Annotated in this window: 16 protein-coding genes and 1 pseudogene; 9 read left to right on the top strand and 8 right to left on the bottom strand. The window is 62.9% G+C overall.

The window, feature by feature from the left end:
* Positions 1 to 7: 7 nt before the first annotated feature.
* The 4 genes from AC3WWH_RS09320 to AC3WWH_RS09305 form a co-directional block, all read right to left on the bottom strand.
* On the bottom strand, positions 8 to 2,062 hold the full coding sequence (locus AC3WWH_RS09320; RefSeq protein ID WP_492376929.1) for a calcium-binding protein: 2,055 nt from the start codon (positions 2,060 to 2,062) through the stop codon (positions 8 to 10).
* Between the two features lie 308 nt (positions 2,063 to 2,370).
* Positions 2,371 to 2,754 (bottom strand): cupin domain-containing protein, encoded by a 384-nt coding sequence (locus AC3WWH_RS09315; RefSeq protein WP_306341296.1) that lies wholly within the window; start codon positions 2,752 to 2,754, stop codon positions 2,371 to 2,373.
* A gap of 206 nt (positions 2,755 to 2,960) precedes the next feature.
* Positions 2,961 to 3,365 (bottom strand): DUF1236 domain-containing protein, encoded by a 405-nt coding sequence (locus AC3WWH_RS09310; RefSeq protein ID WP_058322971.1) that lies wholly within the window; start codon positions 3,363 to 3,365, stop codon positions 2,961 to 2,963.
* A 688-nt stretch (positions 3,366 to 4,053) separates the two neighbouring features.
* A complete protein-coding gene (locus tag AC3WWH_RS09305; protein WP_057252114.1) occupies positions 4,054 to 4,239 on the bottom strand; it encodes a hypothetical protein in 186 nt (61 codons plus the stop codon).
* A gap of 329 nt (positions 4,240 to 4,568) precedes the next feature.
* Between AC3WWH_RS09305 and minC the strand changes: the two genes are divergently transcribed.
* The 4 genes from minC (at position 4,569) to AC3WWH_RS09285 (ending at position 6,950) form a co-directional block, all read left to right on the top strand.
* Entirely contained in the window at positions 4,569 to 5,315 is a 747-nt protein-coding gene (gene minC / locus AC3WWH_RS09300; RefSeq protein ID WP_058322773.1) for a septum site-determining protein MinC, read from the top strand.
* Positions 5,316 to 5,428: 113 nt separating this feature from the next.
* On the top strand, positions 5,429 to 6,244 hold the full coding sequence (minD, locus tag AC3WWH_RS09295) for a septum site-determining protein MinD (protein ID WP_057251955.1): 816 nt from the start codon (positions 5,429 to 5,431) through the stop codon (positions 6,242 to 6,244).
* Positions 6,241 to 6,501 (top strand): cell division topological specificity factor MinE, encoded by a 261-nt coding sequence (minE, locus tag AC3WWH_RS09290; RefSeq protein WP_057251956.1) that lies wholly within the window; start codon positions 6,241 to 6,243, stop codon positions 6,499 to 6,501. Before minD ends, minE begins: the two co-directional genes overlap by 4 nt.
* Positions 6,502 to 6,773: 272 nt before the next feature.
* Positions 6,774 to 6,950, top strand: a complete 177-nt coding sequence (locus tag AC3WWH_RS09285) for a hypothetical protein (RefSeq protein ID WP_082640872.1) — start codon at positions 6,774 to 6,776, stop codon at positions 6,948 to 6,950.
* Positions 6,951 to 6,973: 23 nt separating this feature from the next.
* Here AC3WWH_RS09285 and AC3WWH_RS09280 read toward each other — a convergent pair whose 3' ends face one another.
* Positions 6,974 to 8,065 (bottom strand): citrate synthase/methylcitrate synthase, encoded by a 1,092-nt coding sequence (locus tag AC3WWH_RS09280; protein ID WP_492376981.1) that lies wholly within the window; start codon positions 8,063 to 8,065, stop codon positions 6,974 to 6,976.
* A gap of 75 nt (positions 8,066 to 8,140) precedes the next feature.
* Here AC3WWH_RS09280 and AC3WWH_RS09275 point away from each other — a divergent pair, with 75 nt between their 5' ends.
* The 3 genes and pseudogenes from AC3WWH_RS09275 to AC3WWH_RS09265 all read left to right on the top strand — a co-directional run.
* Positions 8,141 to 9,271 carry a citrate synthase gene (locus tag AC3WWH_RS09275; RefSeq protein WP_058322969.1) on the top strand — a complete coding sequence of 377 codons (1,131 nt, stop codon included), beginning with the start codon at positions 8,141 to 8,143 and terminating at the stop codon, positions 9,269 to 9,271.
* A 298-nt stretch (positions 9,272 to 9,569) separates the two neighbouring features.
* Positions 9,570 to 10,016, top strand: a complete 447-nt coding sequence (locus AC3WWH_RS09270) for a hypothetical protein (RefSeq protein WP_058322771.1) — start codon at positions 9,570 to 9,572, stop codon at positions 10,014 to 10,016.
* 196 nt (positions 10,017 to 10,212) lie between these two features.
* Positions 10,213 to 11,394 (top strand): annotated as a pseudogene (locus AC3WWH_RS09265) (Do family serine endopeptidase); the annotation flags it as partial.
* 58 nt (positions 11,395 to 11,452) lie between these two features.
* Here AC3WWH_RS09265 and AC3WWH_RS09260 read toward each other — a convergent pair.
* Positions 11,453 to 12,517: a helix-turn-helix domain-containing protein gene (locus AC3WWH_RS09260; protein ID WP_058322968.1), complete on the bottom strand. Its 1,065-nt coding sequence runs from the start codon at positions 12,515 to 12,517 to the stop codon at positions 11,453 to 11,455.
* 141 nt (positions 12,518 to 12,658) lie between these two features.
* Between AC3WWH_RS09260 and AC3WWH_RS09255 the strand changes: the two genes are divergently transcribed.
* Both AC3WWH_RS09255 and AC3WWH_RS09250 read left to right on the top strand, forming a co-directional pair.
* Complete coding sequence (locus tag AC3WWH_RS09255; protein WP_113399375.1) at positions 12,659 to 13,717, top strand: alpha/beta fold hydrolase; 1,059 nt, start codon at positions 12,659 to 12,661, stop codon at positions 13,715 to 13,717.
* Between the two features lie 252 nt (positions 13,718 to 13,969).
* The gene (locus AC3WWH_RS09250) at positions 13,970 to 14,374 is read left to right on the top strand and encodes a cupin domain-containing protein (RefSeq protein WP_058322768.1); all 405 of its coding nucleotides are present in this window, start codon (positions 13,970 to 13,972) and stop codon (positions 14,372 to 14,374) included.
* A gap of 42 nt (positions 14,375 to 14,416) precedes the next feature.
* Here AC3WWH_RS09250 and pcaD read toward each other — a convergent pair whose 3' ends face one another.
* Entirely contained in the window at positions 14,417 to 15,202 is a 786-nt protein-coding gene (gene pcaD, locus AC3WWH_RS09245; RefSeq protein ID WP_492376928.1) for a 3-oxoadipate enol-lactonase, read from the bottom strand.
* Positions 15,203 to 15,361: 159 nt separating this feature from the next.
* Positions 15,362 to 16,696 (bottom strand): MFS transporter, encoded by a 1,335-nt coding sequence (locus AC3WWH_RS09240; protein WP_492376927.1) that lies wholly within the window; start codon positions 16,694 to 16,696, stop codon positions 15,362 to 15,364.
* Positions 16,697 to 16,711 lie beyond the last annotated feature (15 nt).

The following is a 16,711-nucleotide window of genomic DNA, read 5'->3' as shown; positions in this document are numbered from 1 at the left end:
CGAAACCTCAGCCGAGGCCGAAGACGACATCGCTTTCCGTCAGAACCGAAAGCGAAACGTCCTCGATCAGAATGCCCTCGGCATCTGAACCGTTGAAGGCGACGAACACGCCGTCGGCCGTATCGTGCGCAGCAGCGAGAAAATCGGCATAGCTGTGAATGCCCGTGGCGTCCTGGGCGTCCTCGGAAAAGGCGATCCGATCGCCCAGCCTGCCGTTGAAATCAAGGATGCGATCGAGACCGGCTTCGCCGGAGGTTTCCGACGACCAGAGAAACGTGTCGGCGCCGCTGCCGCCCGTCAGCCGATCGGCGCCATTGCCGCCGCTCAAGAGGTCATTTTGCGAACCGCCGTCGAGGATATCCGCACCGTCACCGCCGAAGAGCTGGTCGTTTTCCGAGGCGCCGCTCAGCGTGTCGTTTCCGCCGCGCCCGTCGAGGATGTCGTTGCCGCTCGACGAATAGAAGGTGTCGTTGTCTTCGGCGCCGCGCAGCACGTCGTCGTAGCGCCCGGACGTGACGTTGAAATATTCGACATTGGCGAAAGTCAGTCCGGTATGCGTTACGCCGCGTGCCGCATCGAAATCCGTCGCTTCAGGCAAGCCGCCATAGTTGAGGTTCAACAGATCCCGCCCTTCACCGCCATCGGCCTCCCCGAGGTAACGGGCATTGATCGTGTCGTTGCCCGCACCGCCGCGCAGGATCGACGCGACGCCAAGCGAACCGCTGCCGGGAAAGGTGTCCTGCAGCCAATCATCGCCAGCGCCGCCGTCGAGCACGTCGCTGCCACCGTCATTGGCGAGCGTATCCCGGCCATCCCCGCCAAAAGCCACGTCGTCGCCAGTGCCCGTCTCGATCATGTCGTCTCCGGCGCCCGCATCGATATAGTCGTCGCCCTCCTCGCCATCGAACCGGTCCCGCCCGGCACCGCCTTCTATGTGATCGTCCCCGGCGCCGGCATCGACTATGAGATAGGTAAGATCACCCGCGCTGACCCGGTCGTTGCCGCTGCCGAGCGCGAGGCTCACTTCTTCAAATCCGCGCAGCACGGTACCGGTCGAAACCTTGCCAGCGGCGAAATCGATGGTGAGATCGCTCGTGCGCTGCATCTCGCTGATATAGAGCCAGTCCTGGCCCGCACCGCCGTCGATCTCGGCGGAGTAGAATGTGGAGATGATCTGGTCACTGCCGTCGCCGCCAAATAGACGGTTGGCACCGAGCCCGTCCGTGATCCTGTCGTCGCCCGCGCCAGCATCGACGACATCGTTGCCGCCGGCCGTCTCAATAACGTCGCCAAGCGCGCTTCCCGTAACACGGTCGCTCCCGCGTCCGGTCATCAGCACAACCCGCTCGACATCCTGATGCTGGACGAAGAGGTGCCGCTCCGTCTGCGTCCCGTCTCCGATAATGCCGTGACCATTCGCCAGGTTGAACACGACCGGATCAGTCGATCCCGAAAGATCGACGACCAGGGTATCGTCTCCGGCACCACCAAAAACGGTGCTGCCCGTCCCGACGAGAACAAAGCGATCGTTTCCATCGCCGCCATCGAGACGATCGTGTCCGCCTGTATTGGTGATGATGTCGTTTCCCGCGCCCGCATTGACGACGTCGATGCCGGCTCCGGTCGAGATCCGGTCGCTCCCGGCGGTCCCCGTGATCCGGTCGTCGCCGCTGCCGGCAAGAAGGCGCAGCCACTCGATATCGTGGAAGAAGACATGCTGGCTGACAGCGCTCGGATCGCCAACATAGCCATGGCCGCCGGCACCGTTGAAGACCATCCGGTCGGCGCTTTGCGAGAAGTCGACGACGAGACCGTCGAAACCCCTGCCTCCGGTAATGGCCCCGCCGGTCCCGGTGAGAACGATCTGGTCACTGCCGTCGCCGCCGTCGATCCGGTCGTAGCCGCTCGAGCTCGTCAACATGTCGTCATGCGCCCCGCCGTCGACAAAATCGTCGCCGCCGCCGCCATCGATCGTGTCGAAGCCGACGAGGCCCCAGATGCGGTCGCTTTCCTCGGTGCCCTTCAAAACGTCGCCCGCAGACGAGCCTACGATCTTCGCCATATCGCTATCCTCTTCGATCGACTTAAGAATATGCTCAAAGACTCGAATATACATCCCGATTAGTGAATGTATTACAAGGATGGCACAAAGCAATATTGAATAAACTTTCCGAATATAGGCAATTTAATTTGAAATATATATTAGATATCCCGAGACATTCGCCGAGTTTGACGAGATCTTGAAAAAACGGCGGTCGGCAATTGTGCTGAGGGGCTTTTAAACTATACCCGGAAGACGAAGCCGGGCAAACGGATGCACCGGGACGTCATCGCGTGCAGGAGGGATTTGAGGTTCAGGGAACCGGCGGCCTAGTCGACCTCGCCGCACCAGCGTCTGACGCTTTCGACCGAACCGTCAAACCGGGCCTCGAAGCTTGCTGCCGCAAGGATGGCTTGAAGCTGGAGCGTCTCGCTACCGATATTGGTGAAGCCATGGCGGCGGAGCGGCGGCACGATAAGAGACTGGCCGGGCAAGACGATGATGCGTTCCTCTTCGATCCACATCTCGGCCTTGCCGGCGAGCACCGTCAGGATCTCCTCAACGGGATGATGATGCGTCGGAGCGCCCGCGCCGGGCGCCACCCATTGCTCGAACAGGCACAATTGCGAGGCGCCGTTCACCGCGGAGATCACCATCCGCGTTTCGACGCCGGGGCGCCATAGCTCAACGGGCCAGTTCTCATGCACGATCACTGCCAAGCCGGGCCCCCCTCGTCGATCATGGCGTTTGTCGCTGCGAGTTTAGCAGCACTGCTGCATCGGTACGATGGTGCGGTGTTGCGGATCATAGATCCATCCGCTTTCAGTGAAGCGAGCGCGGCTGCGACGAAGCCGGCGAAAACAGCAAAAGGGGCGGCGCTTGAACGCCGCCGCTTAAGGCGAGACTATTGAGCCCCGCGTCAGTTGATGACCCGGACCACCGTTCTCGACTGCGGTTCCACGATCACCCGCTGGTCGTTGACGACCGCATAGGCGTAACGCGGGTTTTGCGGAATCGGCGTCAGGACGACAGCCGACGGGATGGGCTTACCGACCACGATCCGTTCCTGAATGACGACAGACGGTGGAGCCGGCTGCTGCTCGACATAGGTGACCACTTCCGGCGGCGGAGGCGTCAGCGCTGCACCGAGCGCGCCACCCACAACGGCGCCGACGCCGGCACCGATCGGGCCGCCGACGACAGCACCCGCTGCCGCACCACCGGCCATGCCTGCAGCCGTACCGGCTTGCTTGTTGGCGTCCTGAGCAAAGGCGGAGCCTGCCAGTAGACCAGCAACAGCCGCCGTGATTACAAGCTTCTTCATGATCTCATCCTTTCGTTCGATCACAAGCTCAACGAAAGGGATAATAAATTGTTCCAATATTACCTTCTTGCTTTCGGATCACGCTTGATAACTTCCGTTAACAGTCGCCTACACAATCAAAACAAGCACGGGCGATGCCTTACAAATTCCGACAAAGAGCGATTAGATACTTTATATTCGCGACCATATTCTAGAGAAATGCCCGGTTCGCATGGTTCCATTTTGAAAGCACCGACTGACCCGTGAGCAGCGGGTTTCTGCCACGCGGCACACGATCTGCCCCGCTAGTCGCGGGGCAACTTGCCAAGGAGCAGTTTGTTCCCCTCCCTGTTTCCGCAGCGCGAGCATTTGAGTGTTCGGCCGATGGAATTGAGGTGGATGCCCCATCCGTAGGTGCTGGCTATCACCCGACGGTCAATTCGCCCTTGATGCCGGCACTTCCCGCACTTCGCCACGAGCACATACCATTCCGGTAGCAGCTCCAGGGTCGAGCCGTAGTCGGCAGCATTTTCGCGCGGCATCAGGTCGATGCTTCGACGATGCCTCATGGTCAGTCCTCTCGAAGCTTCGTCTCGATCCGCCCATCACCGCAGGCGGGCATCGGCGGCTTTCGGGCGGATTGCCCCCGTTGGAGCTGCGCCAGGCGCCCTGGTATCGGCCCACCGGTCCCGCGTAGTCGTTATTTCTATCACCGTGCCGAACCATCGAGCCGCAGCGAAAGCTGCACGCCGCCGCGCTTCAGCCGCGGCAGGGGCGGCGTCATGTCGATGCGTCCGAAGGTCCGCTTCCGCCACTCGGCTTCGCGTTCCCGCTTCTTCCGGGCGGCTGCAACGGCAGCCATGGCGCGTTCGATCACTTCTTCCGTATGGGTCATGGTTTCTGTCCGGCTCATGGGAAACCTCCATTTGTTCACGTTATGTTCTTATTTTAGCACTCCAATGTCAACTCCCTTCGCGAGGTCGGGCGAATCGCATGCAAAGGGATCGATGAATCACCCTCTCGTCAGCGGGCGGCAGACGGTCAAATCCGCCATCGCCAAGGCAATAATGGCCAAAAGATTGGTTTGTTACGACGACCAATTTACCTTGTTTTTCAGTGCCGGAAGGCCCGCCGCGGGACCCGCCTCATTAACCTTCGCACTGCTGAATTAACCATTTGTTAACCATTTTCTCGATACACCGAGGCAACGGAAAATTTACCAAGATGAACGATGTGTTAACCGAATCCCGGCCGATCCGCCTCAAGGGGCGCTCCTTCCTTGCGCTAGCGCTGACCCCCGAGCTGCCCCTCGAGGATTGGCTCACCCGGCTCGACGATCTGGCTTCCCGCTCCGCCGGTTTCTTCCTCCGGCGGCCCGTCGTGCTCGACGTCGATGGCCTCGAAATCGATCGCTCGCAACTGCGCGAGCTCGTCGATCAGCTCGGCAAACGCAATGTCCGAATCATGGGCATCGAAGGCGCGCGACAGTCGCTGCTCGGCGCCGATCTGCCGCCTGCGATGAACGACGGGCGCCCGGCAGCCGACTACGAAGCGAAGATGGCGGAGCAGGCAGAAAAGGCCGAGGTGCCAGGAGCAGAAACGGAAGCCGTCATCACGGCCGAGCCGCTTGCCGCCAAGGCAACACCCTCGATCGTCGTGACCCAGCCGGTGCGCTCCGGACAGTCGCTGTTCTTCCCGGAAGGCGACGTGACGATCATCGGCTCGGTCGCTTCTGGCGCCGAGGTCGTCGCCGGCGGATCGATCCACATCTACGGCGCGCTGCGCGGCCGGGCGATGGCCGGCACCACCGGCAATGTTTCGGCACGGATTTTCTGCCGCAAGCTCGAAGCGGAACTGATTGCGATCGACGGCTTTTACAAGACCGCCGACGACATGGAGCAGCATCTGCGCGGCAAGTCCGTTCAGATCTGGCTCGACGGCGAAGCGCTCAAGGCGGGAACGCTCGGCTAGAGCGGGATGGGATGGCCGGGCGGACACCGCCCGCATCTCGCTTGTGGTTCTGGGTCGATCCAGAACCATCGTGACGTAAGGCGAAGGCGTAGTTTAAATACTTGGAGAGATGAATGGGCAAGGTAGTCGTAGTTACATCGGGCAAAGGCGGCGTCGGCAAGACGACGTCCAGCGCCGCATTGGGTGCTGCGCTTGCGCAGAACGGCGACAAGGTCGTGGTCGTCGACTTCGATGTCGGTCTGCGCAATCTCGATCTCGTCATGGGCGCAGAACGGCGTGTCGTTTATGACCTGGTCAATGTGATCCAGGGCGAGGCCAAGCTGTCGCAGGCGCTGATCCGCGACAAGCGGGTCGAAACGCTTTACCTCCTGCCGGCCTCACAGACCCGCGACAAGGACAATCTGACGCCGGAAGGGGTCGAGAAGGTCATCGCCGCCCTGCAGAACGCCTTCGACTGGGTGATCTGCGACAGCCCTGCCGGCATCGAACGCGGCGCGACGCTCGCCATGCGCCACGCCGATATCGCCATCGTCGTGACCAATCCGGAAGTCTCCTCGGTGCGCGATTCCGACCGCATCATCGGCCTGCTCGATTCCAAGACGTTGAAGGCCGAAAACGGCGAGCGCATGGAAAAGCACCTGCTGCTCACCCGCTACGACCCGCTTCGCGCCGAGCGCGGCGACATGCTGAAGGTCGACGACGTGCTCGAAATCCTGTCGATCCCGCTGATGGGCATCATCCCGGAGAGCGCAGACGTGCTTCGTGCATCCAACGTCGGCTCGCCGGTCACGCTGGCAGACAACCGCTCAGCGCCGGCGCTGGCCTATTTCGACGCAGCGCGCCGGCTGAAGGGCGAAACCCTGCCAATCACCATTCCCGGTGAAAAGCGCAGCTTCCTCGGCAAGATTTTCGGAAGGAAGGCGGCATGAATCTGTTCGGTTTCTTCTCCCGCTCCCAGTCAGCACCGGCCGCCCGCGAACGGCTGCAGGTCCTGCTGGCGCATGAGCGCGCATCCGCAGGCGATTCGGATCTCGTCACCAAGCTGCGCGACGAAATTCTGAAGGCGATCTCCAAGCACATGCAGATCGACGACGAAAAGGTCAAGGTGACGATGGAACGCGGCGCGCAGGTTTCGACGCTCGCCGTCGATATCGAGATCCCCTTTGACGCGAAGAAGGCGGCCTGACGGTCGCCCATTCGTTCCAGATGACGTCAAAGCGTCTCCGGATACCTTTAGCCGGACAATATCGACAGATGTTGTCCGGCTTTTTCGTGGAAGGTCAGAAGTCCGGCGCCACGCCGAAAACGAACTCCGCCTTGTCTCCCGACATGTTGTAGTACTGGTGATCGAAGCCCGCCGGAATGTAGAAGCCGTCGCGCGGATTGAGCTCGAACCAGACCAGGCCTTCCGCTTCCGGCACATGGATGTTCAATGTGCCCGAGACGACGTAGAGGCATCTGATAGCACTGGCAAAGCCGGACCTCGTCGCTTTCGGCAGCGCCCGTTCGATCGCGCTCGCCTGTTCCGTTTCGCCAACGACGGTCGCTCGCTTTGCGACCGTCCTCGGCTTCAACGACTTCCGCGACCTGAAGATGTTCTTTCAAAAGCACCTGCGAAATACGCGGGTGGCATAGACCTCACAATGGAGTGCCGGCGCTCAGGCCGCCTGCTGCGGCAGCGGCCCGACATAGAGCGAACGCGGCCGGATAAGGCGGCCTTCCAACGCCTGTTCGCGTGCGTGGGCGATCCAGCCGACGGTTCGGCCGATCGCGAACACGCCGGTGAAGGCTTCTCGCGGGAACTTCAAAGCGTCGAGCAGAAGCGCCGTGTAGAACTCCACATTGACGTCGAGCGGACGGTCCGGTTTGCGCACCTTCAAGATGGCAAGCGCCGATTGCTCGACCGCTTCGGCCAGTTGAATCCGATCGCGGTTTGCCGGGTTGGCGGCGCTCAGCTGCTTCAGTGCGCCTTTCAGCGCGTCGGCGCGGGGATCGCGGACGCGATAGACGCGATGGCCAAAACCCATCAGCCGTTCGCCGTGGTCGAGCGCCTCCGAGAGCCAGACTCGCGCGTTCTCCGGCGTCCCGATCGCATCCAGCATGTCGAGCACCGGTCCCGGCGCACCGCCATGAAGCGGCCCCTTGAGCGCGCTGATCGCAGCAAGAACCGAAGATGTGAGGCCGGCTTTGGTGGACGCGACCACACGCGACGCGAAGGTCGAAGCGTTGAGACCGTGATCCGAAATCGTCACCAGATAGGCATCGAGCGCCGCCTCTTCTTCCTTGCTCGGCACGCTTGCACCGAGCATTGCCAGAATATCGGCAGAATGGGAAAGCGCCGGTGTCGGCGCGACCGGGGTTTCACCCTTCTTCAGGCGCAGTGCCGCAGGCAGGAAGACGGCCGGGGCGGCCAGCAAGCGCAGTGCCGTATCGAGATCGTCTCCATCCGGAAGCCGGGCGATCAGCGCACGCATGATGTCGACCGGCGGCAGTTCCAGCAACGCATCGTCGATAGCGGGGACGTGAGCGAAGACCTCCACCCGCTTTTGCCCGAGGCGCTTCGCAAGCTCGGCCCGATCCGGCGTGGGCCCCAGCAGTCCGCCGAACAACAGGGCGACGACATCTTCATAGCGCGCGTGGCCGACCAGGTGATCGAGCGAGACGCCGCGGATGATCAATTCGCCGGCCTCACCGTTGACATGGGAGAGCTGCGTTTCGGCGGCGACGACGTCTTCAAGTCCGTTCTTCATCATCAAGTTTCTCCTTTACGCAGAGAATGATCCGACCTAGATCTATTGACGTCAATCTTGATGCAATCGATCAACATGAAGACACTCTGGATCACCGCCGAAGAGGCGCTCGCCCGGCTCGGCAGCAAGCGGCAGACGCTCTATGCCAATGTCAGTCGTGGACGCATTCGCGCCAAGCCCGACCCAGCCGACCCGCGCCGCAGCCTGTATCAGTCCGACGATGTGCATCGGCTGGCCGAACGCCATACCGGGCGACGGCAGGCGGCGGTCGTGGCGGCCGAAGCGATCCGCTGGGGTGAGCCGGTTCTGAAGACGACGATCTCCAGTATCGCCGGCGGGCGGCTATTCTATCGCGGCCGCGATGCGGTCGAACTCTCCAGCGACGCGACGCTGGAGCAGGTCGCGGCGCTGCTTTGGCAATCATCCGAGCCAGTGACCGTTCCCGCCGGCGAACACGGCGGCAGCCAATCGCGCCTGGCCGCAACGTTCGCGCGCCTGGCTGCACGGATCGAAAGCGACCTGCCGGCGCTCGGCCGCCGCCCGGCGATATTGAAGGCTGAAGCCGCCGACGTGCTTGCAAGCGTCGCGACGGAGATGGCGCCATCGCCAGAGCAAATGCCGCTGCACCGGCGGCTGGCGCTGGGCTGGGGACGGCCGGAGGCGGCGGAGCCGATCCGCAAATGCCTGGTGCTGACCGCCGAGCACGAGCTCAACGTTTCGGCCTTCGCGGCCCGGGTCACAGCTTCGTCCGGCGCGGCGCTTTCCGCCGCCACGCTTTCAGGACTTGCCACGCTGACCGGACCTAGACATGGCGGCGCCTGGCTCAGCGTCACGCGGCTGGCCGAACAGGCGGCGGCGTGCGGCGTGCGCGAAGCGATTCGGGGAATGCTCTCCTCCGAGGGCGTGGTCAGGGCCTTTGGCCACCGGCTCTATCCCGATGGCGATCCGCGCGCCAAGGCGATCATGGCAAGCTTCGAGGTGCCGGCACTCTACACCACCTTGGCCGAAGCCGGCGAGGAGTTGCTCGGCGAACCCGCCAATCTCGACTTTTCACTGGCCGCCCTCGCAGCGGCCTATACTCTCCCTGACGATGCGCCGCTCGTCATTTTCGCGCTTGCGCGCACCGTCGGCTGGCTCGCTCATGCGATGGAGCAGGTCGAGAGCGGCGAGTTGATCCGCCCTCGCGCACATTACGCAGGCACCTAGCTATTTCTTCGACGCTCACGCAAGCACGGGGCCCGAAAACCCCTTTTTGAGGCATGGGCGAGTAGAATAGTTTCCAGTAGAAAGCGCGGACAGCATTTATTACATAAAATTAATAATTTGAACTTCCAAGAAAGGACAGAGAAATATTACATTATATTAACATGACTAACGCGCATCAAAGTATTACCTTCGAACCGAGGCTGAATATTGCCGGCGACCGCTTCGGCCGCGACGCGACAATAGGAGACGGCCTCGCAGGGAAGCTCCTCCCGCTTCCCGCGTTGAAGGAGATGCAGATATGCGCTCGCCCCTCAAGACCACCACCATCGCAACCCTTGCCCTCGTCGTTTTCGCCGGCGGTGCCTTTGCGGCCGATCACCACGACTTCGGTCGCGACAGTGACAAGGGCGCCTATACGGGCGATTACTACCAGGGCATTTTCACCCAGGACGACATGACGGCCCCGGCGATGCAGGTCTACCGCGCACCGGTTCACATGGCATCGTCGCGCCTAGACCGCGTCCTGCATGAACTGAGGGTCGACAACCACCGGATCAATGCCGACCGCGAACAGGGCAAGCTGACTGCGGCAAACTACAGGAAGCTTGAACGCGAGGACGGTGCAGTGCGCGCCCAGGCGGTCAAGACCGCCGCCGCCCACAACGGCATGCTGCCCACGCAATCCTATGCGCGGTTGCAGAACGAAGTTCGCCACCTCGACCGGGATATCGCCCGGATGGCGTGATCGACAGGCAGATGCGGCCCACCCGGCTTCCAGGTGGGCGCCACCGACAGCGCCGGGCTCGCTCCCTGAGCCCGGTCCCTCGGCAACCAACACAAGCCCTTACACGAAGCTGACCGAAGCAATGAGCCGTGTTCGCCTCCGAACGGGGCGCACGCCTGAGATCTCTCGGCGACCTGGCAGCGAAAGGAACAAGATCATGTCAAACATTCTCATGAGGCACCGTGCTGCCGCGCTCCTCGGCGCAGCCGCCATCGTCGCGCCTTTGTCCATGGCAGCCTTTGCTGGCCATGACGCGGCTGCGGCCGCCGGAACCGGCCCGGCCGTTGCGGTGCCGCTTGCGTCCGGCGCCTCCTTCGCTCCGATCGTGTCGGCGGACAAGCCGGCGATCGTCACGATTACCACCGTAATCAAGGCCGACAACGCTGGTAACGACGAAACCTCGCAACTCAGCGAAAACTCGCCCTTCGACGAGCAGTTCCGCCAGTTCTTCCGCGACCAGGGCATTCCGCTGCCGGACCGGGCCCCGCAACAGCGCCCCGCGCAACGGGCCGAAGCGCTCGGCTCCGGCTTCGTCGTGGCCGCGGATGGCTACATCGTCACCAACAACCACGTCATCGACAAGGCGTCGAGCATCACGGTGACCCTTGACGACGGCACGCAAGTGCCCGCCAAGCTTGTCGGCGCCGACCCGAAGAACGATCTCGCCGTACTGAAGATCAAGCCCGCAAAGCCGCTTGCCACCGTTGCCTGGGGCGATTCCGACACCTTGCGGGTCGGCGACCAGGTGCTTGCGATCGGCAACCCGTTCGGCATCGGCACGACCGTGACCGCCGGCATCGTCTCGGCACGTGGGCGCGATCTGCACAGCGGTCCCTATGACGACTTCATCCAGATCGCCGCGCCGATCAATCGCGGCAATTCCGGCGGACCGCTGGTCGATGCTGCGGGTCGGGTGGTCGGCATCAACACCGCCATCTATTCGCCGAACGGCGGCAGTGTCGGCGTCGCTTTCGCCATTCCCTCGGATCAGGCGCAGAAAGTCGTCGCCGAGTTGATGAAGGACGGCTCGATCCAGCACGGCTTCATCGGCGTCGAAATTCAACCGGTGACCGCTGACATCGCCGATGCGATCGGCCTCCGTCAGGCAGAAGGCGCGCTCATCGCCGGCGTCAATGATGGAACACCCGCCGCCAGGGCAGGCCTCAAGGCTGGCGACATAGTCACCGCCCTCGGCGGCAGCCCGATCAAGTCGCCACGCGATCTCTCGCGCATGGTCGCCGACCTCTCGCCCGGCACCTCGAAGAGCTTGAGCGTCTGGCGGACCGGCAAGACCAGGGATCTCTCGATCACCGTCGGCCGCAACACGGGGGATCAACAGTAGCTATCGGCCGCCGCGAGGCGTACCTGTCCGGCCGCACGGCGGCCGGGCACAATTGTCAGCGATAGCCTCTGGCGTTGATCGCCCCGCCCTCTTGGCCAGGCTTTTCTTCCCGGTTTTGCTCCCTCCAGGATCCGGGACTGAACGATGTTACCCGCCGGAATTCGCGATTGAAATTCGACTTCGTCTGAAAACCGGATTCGAACATCGCCGAGGTCACCGACATATCGGTCTCACGCAGCAGACGGCAGGCTTCGGCAATTCGAAAATCGTTTATGTACTGCGAGACGTTCTTGCCGGCCAGCCGATTGACGGCGGTCGATATCTGCCGGGCTGGAAGGCCCGCGCGCCGTGCCAGGCGCGACAGCGTCAAGTTTTCGTCGCGGGCCAGTTTCTGGCTGACCAGTAGTTGATCGACCCGGTCCAGGATCTCCCGGTCCTGCGGCACTGAAACTGGATCTTCATCGATGACCGTGCTGGCTACCGGAAGCGCGCGCGCACGGTCCGCGACCATGGCGGTCAGCCCGATGAAGAGCAATCCCAGCATATTCCCGTTGCTGACGATGAGGCCGATATTCGCCCCCTTTGTCCATTCAAAGTCCAGAATGATCGCAAGATCGAAGAGGGCCGACACACAGAGCGAGACCGCGGCAATGACCAAAGCGCGGTGCGCTGCAACGGCGCCTTCAAAACGTGCTTCGTCCAATGCATCCGTGCCGGTGCGGGCAAGGTTCAAAAGCGCCAGCGCATATCCGACATATTCGACGATCAGGGCGAAGTCGATGTATCTCGGCGCGAGCAGCACGAGCATGAGGACGCCGATGGTCGGCGTCGCGTGAATCCACCCGGCGCCGGGAACGCTTCGCTCCTCGCTGCGGATCAGGCTGTGGAAACTCGCGAGCACCAGTGGCGGTACGCCGCTTGCGAGCACCGGCAGAGCAAATCGCAATGCCGCGACGTCGTAACCCCACCGCAGGCCGACGACCACCGACTGGAGGGCACAGAGCGCCACCAAGACGAGAAACGCCCGATTGCGCTTCGCGGGCTCGTCGCCGCGTAGCATGACAACCAGCAGGATCAGCAACAGCAAGGCGACGACGAACGGCAAGGGCAGGAAGATCAAGAGCGAGTCCTTTGGCGGGCAGATAACCTGGGAAGTCATGGCTCAGATCGCGATTCGGGACGACCTGAATCGCGATCAAGGACGCGGAGAGGCGCAACGCCGGCGACGATCGTGCGTCTTTTTCAACCCAGCGAGATGCCCATGCCCCTCTTCCAGTTCTTGCCCGCCGCCGTCTTCATCCTGGCCGTTGCCACCCCCTCGCATGCCCATGATGTCGGCGTGCGCGAGATCAGCGTTCCGGCTCCCGAACGGGGACGAGATCTCTCTGTCACCATCTGGTATCCCGCCGCGACCGGCGGCGAAACCGCCCTTGTCGGCGACAACCAGATCTTTAAGGGAACAGAGGCCGCAAGGGACGCCCCCTTCCTCCTGGGGCCGTTCCCCCTGGTCGTCGTTTCGCACGGCTCCGGAGGCCGCGTTCAAGCGATGAGCTGGCTGGCGACCGCACTCGCAGAGGCCGGTTTCATAGTCGCCGGCCCCAACCATCCCGGCACGACCAGCGGCGATTCGACGCCCGTCAACACGCCGAAGCTCTGGGAGCGCACGGCCGAACTTTCCACCGTCATCGACAAGCTCACCGGCACCGGCGAATGGAACAAGGTAATCGACGCCGACCGGATCGCCGTCCTCGGCTTTTCTCTCGGAGGCTCGACTGCCATGGAGATGTCCGGCGCTGAGGCAAGCCTCGATGCCTATGCCCGCTATTGCGACAGCTACAGGAAGTGGGATTGCGCCTGGTTTGCCGGCGGCAAAGGCTACGTCAACGACATGCCGGTCGAGGTCGGCAAGCTCGATCTTCGCACGATCGACAAAGCCCGCTTCGAACAATCGAACCTTGACCGGCGCATCAAAGCGGCAGTGCTGGTCGATCCGGGTCTCGCCCAGGCCTATAGGGAAGAAAGCCTGAAGAAGATCGAGATCCCGATGCATTTCATCAATCTCGGCAGCGCAGAGACCATCCCCCAGGCCGTCGCCTCCAAGCCTTTGGCGGCACTGACGCCAAAGGGCTCCTATGCGGCAATCGCCGGGGCCGACCACTTCAGTTTCCTGCCGGAATGCAAGGACGGCGCCGCCGAAGCGCTGAAATCCTTCGGCGAAGTCGACCCCATCTGCGAGCCGACGGAGCGTCCCCGCGCCGACATCCATGCCGATATCATCAGCCTGGCGCGCGAAGCCTTGCAGCAGAGCCTTGGCGAATAGCGATTGGCGAGAGCGCGAGGATGGCGGCGATGCGCACCCAGGATCGCCGCCCAGCCAGGCAGGACCGCGCTTTGCCGTCCCTTCTTCCAGAAACGATACCTCGACACCGCAAGTGGATTCATCGGTACCAACCGCGAAATACATTGGCTTACAAAAAGCGCGCCCGGCCGACACACCGCCAATACACACCTCCGTTGAAATCAGGATGCTTCCAACGACGCCCACTCGATCAACGCTATGACGGAGAACCCCATGAAAACGCCCCGCCTCATTGCCGCCGCCCTGCTGATCGCCGGCAGCGTAACGACGCTTCGCATGGCTGAGGCTCAGCAGATGCAGGGCATTCAGCGCACGGACCTGATCAAGAACGAGATCCGCGTGCCCGGACACGAGGCTGTGCAGGTCCGCGTCGATATCGACCCGGGCACCGCCTCGATCAAGCATTCCCATCCGGGCGAAGAAATCGCCTATGTGCTTGAGGGTTCGCTGGAATACCAACTCGAGGGCCGGGCACCGGTGACGCTTCAGGCAGGCCAGGCGCTGTTCATTCCGGCTGGCGTTGCCCATGTGGCCAAGAACGTCGGCACCGCCAAGGCGTCGGAACTCGCGACCTACATCGTCACCAAGGACGCGCCGCTCGTGGTTCCAGTCAAGTGAGGCACGTTGATGGGCTGCGCGGTTCTGCTGGTGAATCCGCCTTCAAGCGTGAAGGAATTCGAGCAGCGCCGCGTTGAATGCCGGCGCGGACTCGATGTTGACGATATGCCGGCCGGGCAATGACAGATGCCGCCCCTGCTGCACGCGGGCGGCGATGTTTTCGAGGTCGGATGGCGGACAAACCGGATCCCCGTCGCCGGAAATGGCGAGCACGGGATTGGCGATCTTGACGATTTCTTCTCGCAAATCCGCACCCGCCAGCGCTGTGCAGCCGCCGATATAGCCATCGGTCGCGGTGGTGCCGAAGCTCTCGAGGACGCGACCGACGGCTTCACGATGGCTGGCTGCGAATTCCGGGCTGAACCAGCGTTCGGCTGTGGAAGCGGTCAAAGCCGCAAGGCCGCCCGCCCTGACGCTGTCGATGCGCGCGGCCCAGCCCTCGGGCGTGCCGATGCGCGCCGCCGTCGCGCAGAGCACGAGTCTGTCCAGGCGCTTGCCGGCGTGCCCGCCGAGCCATTGCCCGGTCAGGCCGCCGATCGACAGGCCGCAGAAATGCGTCCGTTCGATCTCCAGCGCATCCAGAAGAGCCAGCACGTCATGGCCGAGATCAGCGAGCGTATAGGGCGGTGGCGGCGCCGAGGAACGACCATGGCCCTTGCGATCGTAGCGCAGCACGCGGAAATGCGGCGAAAGCTCCCCGATCTGGGCATCCCACATGGTGAGATCGGTGCCGAGAGAATTGCAGAAGAGCAGCCAGGGTGCGTTGCCGCTTAGGTCGCCGTCGATGCGGTAATGAAGCCGATGGCTGGGTAGGTCGAGATAGGCCATGAAACCGGCACTCCAATCAGGGAAGCCGCCAGCGAAGGCGGCTTCATGGTTGTTGGCGCGACGCTGCGCCTCATAGGCATGCGCGCTGCGGCACAAGTCTCGCACGCGCAAAGGGATGGCGGCCGGATGCCTTCATGGTCCGGCCGCCATCGCCGTTCATTAAGCCGTCGCCAGTTGCACGACCTCGTCGCGGCGGGCGTTGCTGATCGCAAAGACCAGCATGGCGAGCGCCGAGATCGCAGCCGGGATGGCGAAGTTCGCGAAGTTCTGCTGCAGCGGAAACTCCTGCGCCAGGAGCACGCCGCCAAGTGTCGGCCCGACGATGGCGCCGATGCGACCGACGCCCGAGGCCCAGCCCAATCCGGTAGAGCGGACCGAGAGGTTATAGAGCTGCGCCACGCTGGCATAGAGCAGGATCTGCGTGCCGATCGTGGTGGCGCCGGCGACGAACACCATGAGGAACAGGAGGGCCGCCGGCGGATTGAAGCCGATCAGCGCGATCGACAGGGCTGCCGCGACGAAGAATCCGACCACCACCTTCGGCAGGCCGAACCGGTCGCCGAGCCAGCCGCCGGCAATGGCGCCGACCATACCACCGAAATTCAGCGCGAAGAGGCTGAGCAGGCTTGCCTTCTCCGCATAGCCGGCTTCCTGCAGCACCTTCGGCAGCCAGGACGACAGCAGGTAGACGAGCAGCAGGCAGCAGAAGAACGCGACCCACAGCATGATCGTGCGCAAGGTGCGCTGATGGCGGAAGAGTTCCAGGACCGACGCCGAGGCGCCCTTCGTTTCGGCGAAGACCAGCCTGTCGGCCGCACCGATACGCACGCCGGGATCGATCTTCTGATAGATCCGCTTCGCTTCGTCCTGCTTGCCCTGACGGATGAGGAAACCGAGCGATTCCGGCAGCTTCCAGAGGATCACCGGCAACAGAAGCAACGGCACCGCGGCGATAAAGAACATCGGCTTCCAGCCATAGGATGGGATGAGGCCGATGCCGAGGCCGGCCGCCACCATGCCGCCGACGGAATAGCCGGAGAACATCAGCGCCACCAGGGTGCCGCGCAGACGCTTCGGCGCGTATTCGTTCATCAGTGCCACGGCATTCGGCATCAAGCCGCCGCAGCCGAGACCGGCGAAAAACCGGAAGATCTTGAACTGTTCGGGCGAACCGGCAAGCCCCGTCAGCAAGGTCGAGACCGTGAACAGCACGAAGCTGATGGCGATGCCCTTCTTACGGCCGATCCGGTCGGCGAGCGGGCCGAAGATCAGCGCCCCGAACATCATGCCGAACAGTGCCCAGGCCTGCAGCGCGCCGGCCTGCGGCTTGCTCAGTCCCCATTCGGCGATCAGCGTCGGCAGCACGGTGCCGGCGACGAAGACGTCATAACCGTCGACAATCAGCAGCAGCGCTGAGAGCGCAACCACCATCCACTGGAAGCCCCCAAGGGGGCTCCCGTCTATTGCCTCATTCACATCGATAGAGCGCATCATCTCCTCCCCAGGTCG

It is taken from the genome of Ensifer sp. EB106-03-01-XG145 (assembly GCF_058792075.1).
This window is presented reverse-complemented; position numbering and strand designations above follow the sequence as displayed.